Raw genomic sequence first — 14,497 nt, 5'->3', positions numbered from 1 at the left:
AAAAGCCTATACCGATGAAATGGTATAGGCTTCTCATCATTCTTCGTCTTGGTTTGTCAGGATGACAGGACCATCTTTTGTAATCACGATAGTATGTTCATATTGAGCCGACAAAGAACCATCGACCGTGCGGGCTGTCCAGTTATTATCATCCATCTGACTGCCCCATTCGCCGATATTGATCATAGGCTCGATTGTAATGACCATACCCTCTTTCAAACGAGGGCCTTTATTCGGCAATCCGAAGTGAGGAATATGCGGATCCTCATGGATGGTTGGGCCGATTCCGTGCCCTGTGAAATCACGTACAACAGAATAACCTTCTGCTTCTGCGAATTGTTGGATTGCATGGCCGATATCACCTATGCGGGCGCCCGGCTGTGCTTTTTCTATCCCTTTGTACAAAGATTCTTTCGTTACATCAAGCAAACGCTGTGCTGCTTCACTGATTTCACCCACTCCATAAGTCCAGGCAGAATCAGCTAATCCACCATTCAGATTCACAACCATATCAATTGTGACGATGTCTCCATTTTTCAGCGGTTCATTTCTTGGGAATCCGTGGCAGATTTCATCATTGATAGAGGCACATGTTGCATAAGCATAACCATTGTAACCCTTCTGCTCTGCTGTTGCACCATGCTTGGCTAAGTACTCCTCCACAAACTGGTCGATTTCCATTGTAGTGATGCCCGGCTTGATCATACCGCGGATTTCTTTATGGATATTGGCGAGCAGCTCACCAGCAGCTCGCATCATTTCTATTTCACGCGCGCTTTTGCGATTGATCATCATTTCTCTTCCTTTCTAACGGCAAAGCTTACTTTTCCATTATAGAGTGTATCATATTATGCCAATCCGGTTAAATTGTTACGCTGACTATTTCATTCAATCCAATTGATCGTCGTCTTTCATATTGGAATGGTTCGCTATCAAGAGGGCAAACACAAGCAAAACAATTGCCAATGCATACAGAAGAATGGTGTGCGGATGTTCGTGATCGATTATGATAAGTCGAATAATTGCCGTTATACCGATATAGATAAAATAACGCAGCGGAAAATGATAGTTATGGGTAAAGTACTTGATGATCAAACTGATAAATTCAAAATAGAGGAAATAAACGATGATTCCTTCAGCTAAATAAAAATAACCAACCTCTTCATTCTGAATCAACAGTACATCAAAGATGAATACTGTTTTTTTCAATAGGAAAACAACGAGTATCATCGCGAGTATGGTCAATGTAAAATTAAGTACTGTTTGGAGAAATACAGCTATAAACGCTGTTTTTCTCTGTAAATCACGCATATGCATCCCTCCCAGGCTTGTCTTAAATATATTGGAAGTTCCCGTGTTATATGCGGTAAGGATATTGGCTTTTTTTATACACAATCCCCTTGAATATTTGGCAAATAACGACCAGAATGGAAGTAACATACAAGGAGGTTTATGCATTGATACAAATAGACCATGTACATAAACAATATGGAAATAAAATTGCTGTGAACGATATCAGCCTGACAGTCCCAAGCGGAAAGATTTTTGCATTCCTGGGTCCAAATGGCGCTGGTAAATCAACCACGATTAAAATGGTAACCGGCATCCTGCCGGTTGATACTGGCTCCATCACCATCAATGGTAAGGATATAGCGTCGGACACCATTGCAGCAAAACAAGAATTCGGCTATGTCCCGGATAGTCCAGATCTATTCCTGCGTCTCAATGGCCTTGATTATCTCCACTTTATTGGTGATATCTATGGCATCGATCGAGATGTCCGGACAGAGAGAATCGAACAATACGCAAAAATGTTCAGCATCTATGAAGCATTGGGTGATCAAATCAAAACATACTCGCACGGCATGCGACAGAAGCTGTTCATCACCGGCATGCTCGTCCAGCAGCCCTCTGTCTGGATTCTAGATGAGCCGATGACAGGATTGGATCCTAAATCCTCTTATCAGTTGAAAGAGCTGATGCGTCAGCATGCGGCGAACGGTAATACCGTCTTTTTCTCCTCGCATGTACTGGAGGTTGTCGAACAGCTTTGTGATGAGGTGGCCATTATCCGAAAAGGCGAGCTGCTGTTCCAAGGAACATTGCCAAAGATGCGGGAAAGATTCCAATCCGATGAGAGCTTGGAGCATATTTTCCTGGAGTTGACACAGGATGCATAAACCGATCAGCGCCCTTATTCGCATTCAGCTGAAGATGCAATATGCCAATGTATTCAAAAAGCCAAGCGTCGTAATCGGCCTAATAGCCGGGTTATTTGCTTTACTTTTTCTCGGCCTGATTTTCGGCGGATTCATGCTGCAGGTCATCGAAGCGATGTATACATTGCTCGAACCATCGGGGAATACCAATATCATATTGGGAACTCTATTCCTCATGCATTTTTTAATTGTGTTTATCTTTTCATTGGCGCTGATCATGAACACCTTTTATTTCACGGAAGATATCACTTCATTCCTTCATTTTCCGGTGCAATCCTTTCAGCTGCTGGTAGCCAAATCATTGAATCCGCTGCTTTATGTATATTTGATTTCAGCTGCTGCCTATTTGCCGGTCAGTATTTACTATGGCTTGCTTTCAGGTGCAGGTGCCATGTACTTTCTTTATGCTCTGCTGCTTTTTTTACTGATTCCGCTCATTCCTTATTCGCTGGCAGCTGTAATCGTCATGTTTGCGATGCAGTTCATCAACAAAGGGAAGAATAAGGATAGAAGTAAAGTAATCGGCGGGATTGTCGGCTTTTTGCTGCTTATCTTACTGAATGTTGTCTTGCGTATGCAGCAAGATCCAGAGAAAATCGCCCAGCTTCTCGCCTCCAGCTCAGAAAAAGGCGGATTGCTGCAAGTAGCGACATTATATTATCCACCTGCTGCGCTCATGACGAACTTACTGACCTTCTCCGCCTCTTGGCAAGCCTTGCTTTACTTTGTCGCTGTATTATTGACAGCGTTTCTAGCGACTCTGCTTTTCTATGTGGCTGCCCAAAAATTCTATCTAAAAGGGGCATTAGGACTGAACACGGGCTCCGGTAAAATATTCAGTGGCAAAGGGGTATCCCAAAAACAGCGGTCCATCATCCATGCGTATCGCACGAAAGAAATCCAGACCATATTCCGGACGCCGACGTTCTTTTTGCAATGTGTTGCTGGGGCGCTTGTGATGCCGGCATTATTGGTTGTCATTTTCTTCATGGGAGATTTCAGCACTGCAGCAGATTTGGTAAAGGACATAGACGGCAGTATGTTATTTGTCGTCATTCTGGCAACAAACATTTTTTCCATCGGCCTGAATCCGATAAGTATTGTCAGCTTCTCAAAAGATGGTCAAAGCTGGGAAGCACATCTGTTCCTGCCCTTGCGTATGAGGCAAATCGTTTTGGCCAAATTACAGGCTGCATTCTTGATCAATCTGCTGCCTATCATCGTGTTATTCCTGGTAGCGATTCCTGTTTTGCAGATGAATGTCGGAGAAGCATTGCTTTGGTTATTCCTTGCGTTACTAGTCAATGCAGCTGTGACTATTGTCGGCATGCTGAGCGATCTTTTGTATCCGAAGCTTGGCTGGACAGAAGAAACCGAGCTATTCCAAAACAGATTGGCCAGCCTTATCGCCCTTGTCATATCCGCTGGCTCCATGAGTTTTTTGATCGCTTTTTTATTCGCTCTTAAATTGCAGATGCTAGCTTCACTAATCGTCACCGTTTTGTATATGTGCGGCCTTATCGCTCTGTTACTATACATAATCAGCCGATTACTAAAGTCAGCTGACCGCACAACACTGACAAGATAAAAAGAAGCTTTGCACAGGAATGTGCAAAGCTTCTTCATTTATGAATTAATAGTGGTAGCCATGCCCATAGCCGTAGCCATAATCGTAGCCACCTACATAGGATGAACCCACAATGATCAAAAGGATGAACAATACAACCAAAAATGCGAAGCCGAAGCCTCCTTCATTTTCTTTAGACATCTTACTTCCCCCTTTTCCTACAGGATAATGCATTGTATGTACAGAACCCAGAAAGGAAAGGGCAAATACCTATCCAGGCAGGCTTAAACATAATCTTTCACGGCATACCTTTTACCATTTTCGATTTTTTCTCCAGTAAGGATGTCAGCCAGCACGCCTGCCACAAACATCGGATTCCTTAGTGATTGATTCGTCACATAATCCCGGAACTTCTGGACATCCTGGAATTGCTCCGGTGCACTGGAACGAATATCCGCTTGCATATCTGTATCCATAATGCCAGGATTATAAGCAATGACAATATTGCCAGAACCAGCTTCTGTTTCTTCAAGTGCTACCGTTTCCGTATAGCGATTGATCCCCGCTTTCGATGTACTGTAAGCACTCCAGCCATGCACAGAACGTTCCGCAGCACCTGAAGTGACATTGACAATCACGAGAGGTACTTCGTATTTTTTGGCATATTTGAGAAAGATCGAACAAGCAAGGATCGGCGACGTCAAGTTGATTGCCATGTGCGCTTCCAGCTCCTCCAGACTATAGGAATCTGCTGTAGCAATCGGACCGACCACGCCGGCATTATTGATCAAGTAGACAGTGTCGCTGGCTTTGGAGAAAATACTTGCCGCCATCTCCTCAAAAACTCTCGCACAGGCAGAGGTATCTTGCAAGTCACCATATTGGTAAGCATAACCCGCATTTTCTTTCCCTTCATAGGAAGAAAGTTCATCACTATTTCTCCTTGCCACTCCGATCACTTGCATGCCTTTATCCATTAATTGTTTCGCGATAGCCTCTCCCAGACCTCGAGAAGCTCCTGTCACTACTGCCGTTTTCATCTTTTCTCCTCCAATTCCTTTAGGATAGCTGGTATTTCTGCATAGATTTCGACGATTTCCTTCATGGGCATTCGTACAAGCCCGCTTGAGGAAGGCGCTACAAATTCTGTTACATGCTGCGTTACCGAAGACGCCTGCACACCCCAGCCTGTTTGTTTCACTTTGCTGTATTGCTGAAAGACACCTTTGCCGACAAAGCAAGCTACTTTCGGTCGATAGTATTGTAATTTATCACGGAGCAGCTGTGCCCCTTCTATGTATTCTTCCTTCGTGATATCGGCTGCCGCCTTGGTAGGTCTGGCTACGATATTTGTGAAACCTATGCCCCTTTGCAGCAAATCCTGATCTTCACATGGTTCAAATTTCCGTTCTGTAATACCTGCCTGATACAATATATTCCAAAATCGATTATTCCGATTAGCGTAGTGATGACCGGTTTCGGCTGAACGCACACTCGGATTGAAGCCGATGAACAAAAGCCGCAGTCCTTTTTCCAAATGATCCGGTATCGGTTCAAGACCCATTTCTGCACCTCCACTCTGTTACCATTGTAGCCTGCACATTGCCAAGACGCAAAAAAAGCACAGGCAAACTGTGCTTTTCTCAGTCATTTATATAAATCGCCTGGCTGCCAAGCTGTTCCCAAGCTTGCTCGAAATTTTCGCGATCCACTTCCTGATTCTTTTGTCCGTATGGATTATTGACAAGGACAGTGTCATCGGTGTAACCAGTTACTGCCACACTATGGACACTGTACGTTACGTCCACCTTACCATTCGGAGTATCCCAAGTTTCCATATCATTCACCGGAGACATACTCGCCGTCGTGATGATCCACACCGGCTTGCCGTCATCCAATGGATTGTAGATTGCTTCTTCGACAGATTTACCTGTCACATCAACCGTTTTATCCCCTGCAATTTCCTTGGCAATCTCCATGATAGGTCCGTGATAAACGCCAAGACCTGGTCCATTCGGCATATCCCCGACAAATCCCTCATTGGGGTCACCATGCTGTCCATTGCTATAATTCAGCGGGACATAAGCAATCTGATCAGCCAAATCATTCTTCGTCACATCGTATCCTGCATACTGCAAAATCATCGCCAAGCTGGTGACTTCACACCCATTATAAAGCTGGGGTGCGTCCATCTGATTCAGGAGCGGTACATCCAAAGGACCATCCTCTACTAAAGAGGTTTCAGGTACCCCTTCTTTTTGGGAAATTTCTTCTTTTCTCGTTGAAATGTCTGATTCCGCATGCAAATCATTGGAACGATTCTGATACGTCATAATTGCCAAAACAAGAGACAAAGCAGCCAAACTTGCTGCGATGACGACATATCTATTTTTCATTTATTTTCTCTCCTGTTGGATAACTAGTTGAATTCATGATACTAATTATAAAGTAGCCCAGCTCACCATGACAATATACATCAAATTTTTTAATAAAAATTCAGGACTATCGCCATACTAATCAGGAGGTGATTGGTAATGAGCAGAAAAAAAAGCCGTAATGAAAAAGCAGCTGTAAGCGTAAACAGACAAGGATTGACAGAGGATGCTGCCAACCAGGAGCCAAAAAGCCAGCTGGAACAGCGTGCCAAGAAAAAAAATACCAAGATATAAAAAAGCACAGCCTCGCGTGAGGCTGTGCTATCATTTTTTTCTTGCCACGACGAACCATAGCTGTGCATCCTGTTCTGCACCTGCTTTGATATCTATCCGTTGTTTATGAAGTGTAATCTCGACAACTTGAAACTTCTCTTCAAGCAGCGCATATAGTTCTTCTTCCTGGAAGAAATGCGCAATCCGGTCATGAACGAGGAATGTATCTTTTTCCATTTCGATTCCTGCGCCATACAGTTTTTCATCCCTTGCTGAGAGGCAAGAGAAAATCAGCAATCCATCTTTGCGCAGTAATGATGTGAAATGGCTAAGTAATTGTTCTCTTTCTTCTTCCGTATACATATGAAGTATATTTGATAGATAAATGCCGTCGAATCTCTCTGTCGATGAAAAAGGCAAATTCAAATAATCCCCGACAAAGTGCTTCACATTCGCCAAACCAACAGCCTTCGCATGGCTGCTGGCCCGCTCGATTGCAACTTCTGAAATATCACAAGCTGTCACTTCAAAGGAATATTCTCCGAAGAAGTTACTGTTTCTCCCATATCCGCAGCCTGGTACGAACAGCTGCTTTGCCTGATACGCTGCAAAATAAGGATAAGCCATCACAGCTGATGGTGTTGCTTCCGTTCCCCAAATGTCCCCTGCTTCAAAACGACTATTCCAATAAGTTTGTAACGTCATACTCACAGCGCCAATTCCCCCAGGATAGAGTGTTCTACATAGTTTCGGTAAATTAATTTACAAAGAATTTACTAAGCATAGTGTAACATGTTTGGACAAGGATGAAAGGGTTATTTACAAAAAAGATTGTAAAGAAATAATTACTACAAATTGTTCATTCCTTCACTTGCTCCCACTCTTCGCGAAGCAGTCCCATCCGGATGGAATCATAATACTCCCCATTATAATATCTGCATTTCCTCATCCTGGCCTCCATGGTCATCCCGAGCTTCTCCCCGAGCCGAATCATCCGTTTGTTCCCGGACCAAGTCGTAAAGCCTACCCGCACTAACGGCATGCTGTCGAACAGATGCGCCATCCATTGCTTGAGTGCTGCCGTTCCATAACCACCGTTCCAATAGACTGTATCAAAAATGGTAATGCCCATTTCCAGCCACCTGGAGGGCTTGTGTTCCCAATAATACCCTACAGTTCCAATGAACTTTCCATTTGTTTCCACTACCCATTGTTCGGGTGAATCGTCCCCGAAACGAAAGCTCGCCAAAAATTCCTCCTCCGGCAGATGTACCAAAGGGAAATAAGGAGCGTCCCACTTCTTCCATTCCGGCTCCTGTTCCCCATATTTCAGCTTCCAGAGAATAGGACCGTCTTCTAGTCTTGGCGGCCTGATTGTCACATCGTTCATAAAGCATCCACCTCCATGTGGACTAGCGGCCATTGCCGCTGCCAATTCTTCTGCTTAACTCTTTTCACAAAGATAGAATGATAGTCTGTACCCTTCACATATAGGGGAGTCGGCGCAAGTCGGCAAGCGAGCAAATCAGCCACCCCATGTGGTGACAGCAAGTACAGTTTGCCTGCTATAAGCTTCACGCCAATGCTTGTCGCTGTTTCTGGATAACAAGCAATCGCATGCTCCGTATCCCGGAAAGCTGGCATCCGATTGACTTTATGCATTCTTGCCTGATTTTTGACTGACCATGGCACGGCGGGCATCATGTTACGCAATGCGTTTTCATGCATTTTTTCTGTCGCTTCATCTATATCTGATGCATCAAAATATACGACATCCACATCCGCAAGAGGCATCCGATTTTTATAACGATGCTGGATATCCCATACCTTCGACCTCACAAATCCGGCACTTATATAGGAATCAGGAAGCCCGAGTATGGCCTCTGTGCACAGCACTTTCATCATCCATTTGTCTTGCCTGATCGCTTCTAATATATCGGCTTCTGTTTTAAGCATATATTCTCTTCCCCATTTATTAAATGCAGTTCCTTAGCTTGGAATTGTACAAATATTCGCCCGATTTGAAATCAATCGAAACAGCGTCTGCTGCCTGCCGGCTTTTTACTGCTTCCTTTTTGTTAATTCCCGTGCTGTTTTATGTAATGAATCATTCAGCCACCGATCCAGCTTCCTTGCAGAAAAGGGCTTGTCCAAACCTGATTGCTCCGGTAAGCTACTGACTGCATTCTTGGTAAAATCCCCGGAAGTGGCGGCTCTATTACCTCGGCTCATACCGGTATACCTCCAAATCGACACGGCCATCGAAAATTTCCAATCCTTCTTCATAAAGTCTTTCCAGCTGTTCATGCAACGTCGTTTCATCTTTTATCTTCAGCCGTCCATCAGCACTGATGACACGATGCCATGGCAGGTCATGTTTTTTGCTCATGCTATGCAGTATCCTCGATACTTGTCTGGCACCGCGCGCTTTTCCTGCCGCTTTCCCGATTTGGCCATAGGTCATGACTTTTCCTTCTGGTATCGATTTGATGATGCGTATCACTTCCTGCGTAAAGGGCTCCATCACTTCCCCTCCTTATTCAGAAGTATCTGTCAACCAGTATAGCAAACTTCCTGTCGCTAGGATAATCGCTTGGTAATATGATAGACTTTAGCTAAATAGTCTAGTAGTGCTTCTTTGTTTAACATCGTGATGGATGGGCTATGTAGTAAACGAGAGGAGAATGTGTGATGAAGCATATTGTATTTTTCGACGCAAGCTGCCCCCTTTGTTCCACTGCAAAGCAAGTGATCCAAAAATTAGATTGGCTGGATAACGTGAAATGGATTCCGGTACAGAATATCGAGAATTATGAGCGGTTCCGTTTCCTTGCCAAAGGGGATGTGTATGACCGTATCCATATGATGTCTTTCAAAGGGGATATCTACAAAGGGCATGAAACGGTCAAAAAGATATTGACCCTGCTTCCGATCACGGCTGTATTGGGCTGGATCTTGCATTTGCCATTTCTTGATCCGTATTTGGAATCCTTGTACAAATGGGTATCGGATAATCGCCATGACTGGTTCGGGACAAGAGAATTGAAGGCATTATAAAAACGGGCAAATGCCCGTTTTTTTATAGATATTTTTTTAGTACACGCTTTCCCTCGTAGCTGAATAGGACATTCTTGCCCTCGATAAACGTTTCCAAATGGATGAATCTTCCCCAAAGCTGATAAAGGTAAGGCAGCGTCCGCTCCAGATATGTCAAATCCAGCTCGACACCTTCATAATGATGCTTCAAATATAACTCGCCATTGGACATATAGTCGCCGTCTGTGACGGTCAAATAAGGGAATCCGCCATTCACCCGCATCGTAATCAACTGATCACGGACTGCTTCCCAGTCCTTGTCGGTGATTTTATACTCATTTCCTTGTTTCTGGAACAAATACATATCTTCCCGGTGCACGAGATCCTTTGTCAGGTAATTGCGCAAGAACGAAATATCGGACTCGATTTCCCGTACCTCGAACATTTTCTCCCGGCCGGAACCTGGCTTCACACCATAGCGTTTCATTTCTTCCGTCGGATTGTCGAACCGCTCTTCGATATCTTCAAATATCTTGACGCCTAGATAATATGGATTGATCTGTGTCGGAGAAGGCTGGACGACGCCGGCGTTAAGCTTAGCAAATTCGATTGCCTCATCACTTGTCAGATCCAGCTCCCGAAGAATACGAGCATGCCAGTAAGAAGCCCAGCCTTCATTCATGATCTTTGTCTCAAGCTGCGGCCAAAAGTACAGCATTTCCTCACGCATCATAGTCAGGATGTCACGCTGCCAGTCTTCCAAAGTCCTGCTGTACTCTTCAATGAACAACAGGATATCCTTTTCAGGTCGCGGCGGGAATGCTTTCTTTTTTCTTTCCTTCTTTGCTTTTGACTCATCCCGATCCACAAACCATAAATCATCGTATTCGAATCGCTTATCTACACTTTCTTCTATTTCTTCATCATCAGCTTCCCACCCAAGCTTTGGCCGCAGCAATGACGGGTCGATATGCTCCTGAATTGCCAGGACAGCATCCAGGAAATCCTCCACTTCCTTCTTGCCGAATTCTTTTTCGTATGCTGCAATTCGCTCGGCAGTAGCCGCCATACTATCGACCATATTCCGATTGGTATTTTGGAAGCGAACATTGTTTTTAAAAAAATCACAGTGAGCAAGCACGTGGGCGACAATCAATTTGTTCTGAACAAGGCTGTTCGAATTCAGCAAGAAGGCATAACAAGGATTGGAATTGATCACAAGCTCGTAAATCTTACTCAATCCGAGATCATATTGCAGCTTCATTTTATGAAATTGCTTCCCGAAGCTCCAATGTGTGAATCTCGTCGGCATGCCATAAGCGCCGAATGTATAAATAATGTCAGCTGGACAGATTTCGTAGCGCATCGGGTAGAAATCGAGACCGAAGCCTTTCGCAATTTCCGTAATTTCCCCAATAGCCCTTTCCAATTCGATATGTTCGGATTGCAGCACGGGCTTTCTCCCCTTTGTACGTAATAGTACTCATATATATGCTGGGAAGGCCAAAAAAAGACTCTCTCCTTGTAAAGCCGAAAGCCCTTAATTTATCCATTTCAAGCCGATTTTGAAACTTGTCTTTACATACGGGGTGCTTTGCAATGAAATGGAGCCATTCATTTGTTCAACCAATCTTTTAGTAATGGTCAAGCCTAATCCGCTCCCTTGATAATGTTTATTCCTGGAGTCCTCCATCGTATACATTCTTTCAAATACTCGATCCTGCTGCGATTCACTTATGCCTCTGCCCTTATCGTACACTTCAATAAAAGCTGTATTATCTTTTCTGCTTAGCTTTAGCCCGATGAATTTCCCATCGGAACCATAGGCAATTGCGTTTGAGACAAGGTTATTCAGTATCCTGATGATTGCTTGTTCATTTCCCATTACATGGATCGGATACTCCGGTATATCAATCGCAACATCGAACTCTTCTTTTTGCAAAATACTCGAAAAATCCAAGATGACTTTTCGGCATAATTCACTAATATCCAGCTTTCCGAGTTCTATATCCTTATCTCCTGATTCCAGCTTCGCCAGTTCAAAAAAACGCTCAATCAAATCCAGGACTTCTGCGGATTTGAGCTTCACTATATCGAGCATATCTGATAGGTTTTCTCTTCTCGGATCCTTTTCATTCTCCGCCATCTCGATATAACCTAATATAACCGTAAGGGGTGTTTTCAGATCATGCGATATATTGGATAGCATCTTCCGCATGGAACGCTCTATGTTGGAATGATCAGCAGCCACTTGATGCTTACTGTCGAGCAAATGATTCAATTTGATCAAAAGACTTTGAACTTGTTTCGTATTGGTATGAAGCAATATCCGTTCCTGGCCACCTGTATCCGTGATATGGTGCAGCTTGTCTTCTATATAAGTCAGATCTGTCAGCACTTTTCTGTTATTTTTAAAAAGGAGTATATTCCATAATAACGATAGCAGAAATAACAATAGAAAAAGAATTGCCATCTTCATAACTCCCCTAATTTGTATCCGATTCCCCACAACGTTTTGATATACTTCGGATTGGAAGGATCGTCTTCAATCTTCTCCCTGAGACGCCTGATATGCACATTAATGACATTCTCATCTCCATGATACTCTTCCTGCCAAATGGAATGATAGAGCTGAGATTTCGTATAAACATTGGAAGGATTCAATATGAATAATTTCAGAATGCTGAATTCCTTTGCTGTAAGATTGATATCTTTATCAAGTTTCCTGATTGCATAGTTATCGACATCGATTGTCAAATCACCAACCTGCAACAGCTTTTTACTCTCTGCCGCGGCTAGATAGTGCTTTTCCCTTCGTATGATTGCTTTGACCCTGGCTGTCAACTCCAGGACGGAGAATGGCTTGGCAATATAATCATCTGCTCCTAATCCCAAACCGATCACTTTATCCGTTTCCTCGCCTTTAGCCGACATAATCAAAACAGGCACCATGCTTTTCTCACGTATCTTTTTTAAACATTCGATGCCGTCTATTTTCGGCAGCATCAAATCGAGCAGAATAACATCATATCCATGCATGCTGAAGCGGATCAAGGCTTCCTCTCCGTCGTATGCTGCTGTAACTTCATAGCCTTCTTTCGTTAAACTCTCTGTTACCATTTTGCTGATGTAAATATCATCTTCCACAATGAGTACTTTCTGATTCACCACATACACCCCTAAGCTCATAAATAAGAAAAATAAGGAAATCTATATTTTTTATACCATATGATCGGCTGCTGCAACTATTGTCAGAAGCAATATGAATATAGAAATAATTTATGGCAAGAAAAAATGCCGTCCCAAACTAAGGACAGCATTCTCTGGTTCTGATTCTATCAGGCGATATCTCGTTTATCGATTTGATGATAAGAAAAGTAAGCAATAGCCAAACCGAATATACATAGAGCAATAGGTACCCATATGAATTGGAATAAGCTTGTCGTACTGTCTCCATTCGATACTGTCCCGTTGATCAAGACACCTATGAGGACAGCCCATGTAATTGTGGCAGCAGTCGATTTCTTTCTCATGCCGAAAAACAGCGGAATCAAGCTGACCCCTGCGGTCATCAACGCGTTTACGAGCGTCATTGGAAAAGCAGACATCATGTCATTCCATGTAACAGGCGCTTCGAAAAGATATACATGCGGACTTACCAGATAAACCAATATATTTGTAACAACTGTGGCAAATACAATGCTTGAGAAGCAGAAAGCAAACACGATAATCAACTTTGCTTTCATCAGTTTTTTGCGTTGTATCGGATAAGTGAATAACAATTGAATCGTGCCCGATCTATATTCTTCAATTACAATACGCGATAAGATTACTCCTGCAAAAATCAAGAAAACAGTTCTGATGAAAATATCGGCTAACGACATGAATGCTTGGTAATCCGGAAACATGGTTTCAACTTCATTCCTTGAGCCCCATCCCATAAGCCCCACTACAGCAAATATCAATACGATACAAATCATGACAGCTGGAAGATAACCAGCTAATTTATGTTTTTTAGACTCTAATTTCATTAGTTTAAACAAGGTCAGTCTCCTCCGTTCTTAGTAAATGACTTGGAATGTCATTTATGAAATATGGATTTCCTTTTCATTCATCGTGTTCAGGAAATACTCTTCAAGCGAACTATGTTTTTTATTGATACTTTCTATTCCAATGTCATGCATCACAAAAGCTTTCGACAGTTCTGCCTGTGTCAAATCAACATCGTAAATCCTGATTGTCCGCTCATCAAATACCTTGTAGTTACGAACCTTCAGCTTTTCTTCAAGCACATAAACTGCCTTTTTAACATCTAGTATCATGACCTCGATGTACTCGGTTTGTTCGCCATTGATACTTTTCATCGTCACTTCTTTTACCAATTTTCCATGTTGGATGATACCTATTGTATCCGCCATCTGTTCCATTTCAGCCAGGATGTGACTTGATACAATCAATGTGACGCCATACTCCCGGCAGAGCAATTTGAATAGTTCCCTTAAATCTTTTATACCTACAGGGTCGAGACCATTGATCGGCTCATCCAATACGAGCAGCTCAGGTTTTGTAGAGATTGCTCTCGCAATTCCTAATCTTTGTTTCATTCCCAGCGAAAATTCTTTTACTTTCTTATTGTCGATATTGTGTAATTTGACGAGCTCCAAGGCTTGTTCAATTGCCTTATCATCGTAGTATCCCATGTATTCACAATGCAGCGATAGATTTTCCCTGGCAGTCAGCCGCTCATAGAAAATAGGGTACTCGATGATAGTGCCCATCCTTTTCAATACTTCTACCGAAGTGTCAGTCAGCTTGCTTCCGAAGATTTCAATGTCCCCGCTTGTAGGTTTTATAAGATTCGTTATCATTTTCATAATTGTTGTCTTTCCTGCACCATTCGGTCCTAGAAAGCCATAGATTTCCCCTTGTTTCACATGCATATCAACGCCGGAGGCGACTTCTTTGCCATTGTAAGACTTGGTAAGCTGACTTGTTTGCAAAATGTATGTCATTTCAATCTCTCCTCT

Annotated in this window: 20 protein-coding genes; 4 read left to right on the top strand and 16 right to left on the bottom strand. The window is 43.1% G+C overall.

The features are described 5' to 3' along the window. Positions 1 to 36: 36 nt before the first annotated feature. Both map and psiE read right to left on the bottom strand, forming a co-directional pair. Complete coding sequence (gene map / locus BLQ53_RS08280; RefSeq protein WP_093726842.1) at positions 37 to 792, bottom strand: type I methionyl aminopeptidase; 756 nt, start codon at positions 790 to 792, stop codon at positions 37 to 39. A 96-nt stretch (positions 793 to 888) separates the two neighbouring features. After that, positions 889 to 1,311 carry a phosphate-starvation-inducible protein PsiE gene (gene psiE / locus BLQ53_RS08275; protein ID WP_093726841.1) on the bottom strand — a complete coding sequence of 141 codons (423 nt, stop codon included), beginning with the start codon at positions 1,309 to 1,311 and terminating at the stop codon, positions 889 to 891. Positions 1,312 to 1,457: 146 nt separating this feature from the next. Between psiE and BLQ53_RS08270 the strand changes: the two genes are divergently transcribed. Continuing rightward, positions 1,458 to 2,180, top strand: coding sequence for an ABC transporter ATP-binding protein (locus tag BLQ53_RS08270; RefSeq protein ID WP_093726840.1), 723 nt, complete (start codon positions 1,458 to 1,460; stop codon positions 2,178 to 2,180). Next, on the top strand, positions 2,173 to 3,807 hold the full coding sequence (locus BLQ53_RS08265) for a putative ABC transporter permease subunit (protein ID WP_093726839.1): 1,635 nt from the start codon (positions 2,173 to 2,175) through the stop codon (positions 3,805 to 3,807). The genes BLQ53_RS08270 and BLQ53_RS08265 overlap by 8 nt, the downstream gene beginning before the upstream one ends. Positions 3,808 to 3,852: 45 nt before the next feature. On the opposite strand, the gene BLQ53_RS08260 is transcribed toward BLQ53_RS08265, so the two are convergent. The 4 genes from BLQ53_RS08260 to BLQ53_RS08245 form a co-directional block, all read right to left on the bottom strand. Next, complete coding sequence (locus tag BLQ53_RS08260; RefSeq protein ID WP_093726838.1) at positions 3,853 to 3,987, bottom strand: YjcZ family sporulation protein; 135 nt, start codon at positions 3,985 to 3,987, stop codon at positions 3,853 to 3,855. Positions 3,988 to 4,070: 83 nt separating this feature from the next. Continuing rightward, positions 4,071 to 4,826 (bottom strand): (S)-benzoin forming benzil reductase, encoded by a 756-nt coding sequence (locus tag BLQ53_RS08255; RefSeq protein WP_093726837.1) that lies wholly within the window; start codon positions 4,824 to 4,826, stop codon positions 4,071 to 4,073. Then, complete coding sequence (locus BLQ53_RS08250; RefSeq protein WP_093726836.1) at positions 4,823 to 5,350, bottom strand: mismatch-specific DNA-glycosylase; 528 nt, start codon at positions 5,348 to 5,350, stop codon at positions 4,823 to 4,825. The genes BLQ53_RS08255 and BLQ53_RS08250 overlap by 4 nt, the downstream gene beginning before the upstream one ends. Before the next feature lie 79 nt (positions 5,351 to 5,429). After that, positions 5,430 to 6,182 carry a C39 family peptidase gene (locus BLQ53_RS08245; protein ID WP_244499300.1) on the bottom strand — a complete coding sequence of 251 codons (753 nt, stop codon included), beginning with the start codon at positions 6,180 to 6,182 and terminating at the stop codon, positions 5,430 to 5,432. A gap of 138 nt (positions 6,183 to 6,320) precedes the next feature. On the opposite strand from BLQ53_RS08245, the gene BLQ53_RS18730 reads away from it, so the two are divergent. After that, entirely contained in the window at positions 6,321 to 6,455 is a 135-nt protein-coding gene (locus BLQ53_RS18730) for a small, acid-soluble spore protein L (RefSeq protein WP_139180856.1), read from the top strand. Positions 6,456 to 6,485: 30 nt separating this feature from the next. Here BLQ53_RS18730 and BLQ53_RS08240 read toward each other — a convergent pair whose 3' ends face one another. From BLQ53_RS08240 to BLQ53_RS08225, 5 genes are all read right to left on the bottom strand, one after another. Further along, positions 6,486 to 7,139, bottom strand: a complete 654-nt coding sequence (locus BLQ53_RS08240) for a class I SAM-dependent methyltransferase (RefSeq protein WP_244499314.1) — start codon at positions 7,137 to 7,139, stop codon at positions 6,486 to 6,488. 154 nt (positions 7,140 to 7,293) lie between these two features. Then, entirely contained in the window at positions 7,294 to 7,824 is a 531-nt protein-coding gene (locus tag BLQ53_RS08235; protein WP_093726834.1) for a GNAT family N-acetyltransferase, read from the bottom strand. Continuing rightward, complete coding sequence (locus BLQ53_RS08230; RefSeq protein WP_093726833.1) at positions 7,821 to 8,390, bottom strand: nucleotidyltransferase family protein; 570 nt, start codon at positions 8,388 to 8,390, stop codon at positions 7,821 to 7,823. Before BLQ53_RS08230 ends, BLQ53_RS08235 begins: the two co-directional genes overlap by 4 nt. Before the next feature lie 105 nt (positions 8,391 to 8,495). Continuing rightward, entirely contained in the window at positions 8,496 to 8,666 is a 171-nt protein-coding gene (locus tag BLQ53_RS18905) for a hypothetical protein (protein WP_170829621.1), read from the bottom strand. Continuing rightward, positions 8,653 to 8,958, bottom strand: coding sequence for an MGMT family protein (locus tag BLQ53_RS08225; protein WP_093726832.1), 306 nt, complete (start codon positions 8,956 to 8,958; stop codon positions 8,653 to 8,655). Before BLQ53_RS08225 ends, BLQ53_RS18905 begins: the two co-directional genes overlap by 14 nt. 167 nt (positions 8,959 to 9,125) lie before the next feature. On the opposite strand from BLQ53_RS08225, the gene BLQ53_RS08220 reads away from it, so the two are divergent. Beyond that, entirely contained in the window at positions 9,126 to 9,491 is a 366-nt protein-coding gene (locus tag BLQ53_RS08220) for a thiol-disulfide oxidoreductase DCC family protein (protein ID WP_093726831.1), read from the top strand. Positions 9,492 to 9,513: 22 nt separating this feature from the next. On the opposite strand, the gene BLQ53_RS08215 is transcribed toward BLQ53_RS08220, so the two are convergent. The 5 genes from BLQ53_RS08215 to BLQ53_RS08195 form a co-directional block, all read right to left on the bottom strand. Beyond that, positions 9,514 to 10,923 carry a SpoVR family protein gene (locus tag BLQ53_RS08215; RefSeq protein ID WP_093726830.1) on the bottom strand — a complete coding sequence of 470 codons (1,410 nt, stop codon included), beginning with the start codon at positions 10,921 to 10,923 and terminating at the stop codon, positions 9,514 to 9,516. Between the two features lie 87 nt (positions 10,924 to 11,010). Continuing rightward, positions 11,011 to 11,943: a sensor histidine kinase gene (locus BLQ53_RS08210; protein WP_093726829.1), complete on the bottom strand. Its 933-nt coding sequence runs from the start codon at positions 11,941 to 11,943 to the stop codon at positions 11,011 to 11,013. A 2-nt stretch (positions 11,944 to 11,945) separates the two neighbouring features. After that, positions 11,946 to 12,638, bottom strand: coding sequence for a response regulator transcription factor (locus tag BLQ53_RS08205; protein ID WP_093726828.1), 693 nt, complete (start codon positions 12,636 to 12,638; stop codon positions 11,946 to 11,948). A 170-nt stretch (positions 12,639 to 12,808) separates the two neighbouring features. Continuing rightward, positions 12,809 to 13,513, bottom strand: coding sequence for an ABC transporter permease (locus BLQ53_RS08200; RefSeq protein WP_093726827.1), 705 nt, complete (start codon positions 13,511 to 13,513; stop codon positions 12,809 to 12,811). 42 nt (positions 13,514 to 13,555) lie between these two features. Then, positions 13,556 to 14,482 (bottom strand): ABC transporter ATP-binding protein, encoded by a 927-nt coding sequence (locus tag BLQ53_RS08195; RefSeq protein WP_093726826.1) that lies wholly within the window; start codon positions 14,480 to 14,482, stop codon positions 13,556 to 13,558. Positions 14,483 to 14,497: the final 15 nt, after the last annotated feature.

The organism is Terribacillus halophilus, assembly GCF_900101385.1.
GTDB classification, from domain to species: Bacteria; Bacillota; Bacilli; order Bacillales; family Amphibacillaceae; genus Terribacillus; species Terribacillus halophilus.
The sequence above is the reverse complement of the archived record's forward strand: the minus strand, read 5'-3'. Positions and strand labels throughout refer to the sequence as shown.

Excerpts from the sequence above, each read along its gene's own strand:
- BLQ53_RS08225 (WP_093726832.1), bottom strand. The coding sequence starts at position 8,958 with ATGGAGCCCTTTACGCAGGAAGTGATACGCATCATCAAATCGATACCA.
- BLQ53_RS08265 (WP_093726839.1), top strand. The coding sequence starts at position 2,173 with ATGCATAAACCGATCAGCGCCCTTATTCGCATTCAGCTGAAGATGCAA.
- BLQ53_RS08210 (WP_093726829.1), bottom strand. The coding sequence starts at position 11,943 with ATGGCAATTCTTTTTCTATTGTTATTTCTGCTATCGTTATTATGGAAT.
- BLQ53_RS08195 (WP_093726826.1), bottom strand. The coding sequence starts at position 14,482 with ATGACATACATTTTGCAAACAAGTCAGCTTACCAAGTCTTACAATGGC.
- BLQ53_RS18730 (WP_139180856.1), top strand. The coding sequence starts at position 6,321 with ATGAGCAGAAAAAAAAGCCGTAATGAAAAAGCAGCTGTAAGCGTAAAC.
- BLQ53_RS08240 (WP_244499314.1), bottom strand. The coding sequence starts at position 7,139 with ATGACGTTACAAACTTATTGGAATAGTCGTTTTGAAGCAGGGGACATT.
- BLQ53_RS08260 (WP_093726838.1), bottom strand. The coding sequence starts at position 3,987 with ATGTCTAAAGAAAATGAAGGAGGCTTCGGCTTCGCATTTTTGGTTGTA.
- BLQ53_RS08250 (WP_093726836.1), bottom strand. The coding sequence starts at position 5,350 with ATGGGTCTTGAACCGATACCGGATCATTTGGAAAAAGGACTGCGGCTT.
- BLQ53_RS08235 (WP_093726834.1), bottom strand. The coding sequence starts at position 7,824 with ATGAACGATGTGACAATCAGGCCGCCAAGACTAGAAGACGGTCCTATT.
- BLQ53_RS08245 (WP_244499300.1), bottom strand. The coding sequence starts at position 6,182 with ATGAAAAATAGATATGTCGTCATCGCAGCAAGTTTGGCTGCTTTGTCT.
- BLQ53_RS08255 (WP_093726837.1), bottom strand. The coding sequence starts at position 4,826 with ATGAAAACGGCAGTAGTGACAGGAGCTTCTCGAGGTCTGGGAGAGGCT.
- BLQ53_RS08230 (WP_093726833.1), bottom strand. The coding sequence starts at position 8,390 with ATGCTTAAAACAGAAGCCGATATATTAGAAGCGATCAGGCAAGACAAA.
- map (WP_093726842.1), bottom strand. The coding sequence starts at position 792 with ATGATCAATCGCAAAAGCGCGCGTGAAATAGAAATGATGCGAGCTGCT.
- BLQ53_RS18905 (WP_170829621.1), bottom strand. The coding sequence starts at position 8,666 with ATGAGCCGAGGTAATAGAGCCGCCACTTCCGGGGATTTTACCAAGAAT.
- psiE (WP_093726841.1), bottom strand. The coding sequence starts at position 1,311 with ATGCGTGATTTACAGAGAAAAACAGCGTTTATAGCTGTATTTCTCCAA.
- BLQ53_RS08220 (WP_093726831.1), top strand. The coding sequence starts at position 9,126 with ATGAAGCATATTGTATTTTTCGACGCAAGCTGCCCCCTTTGTTCCACT.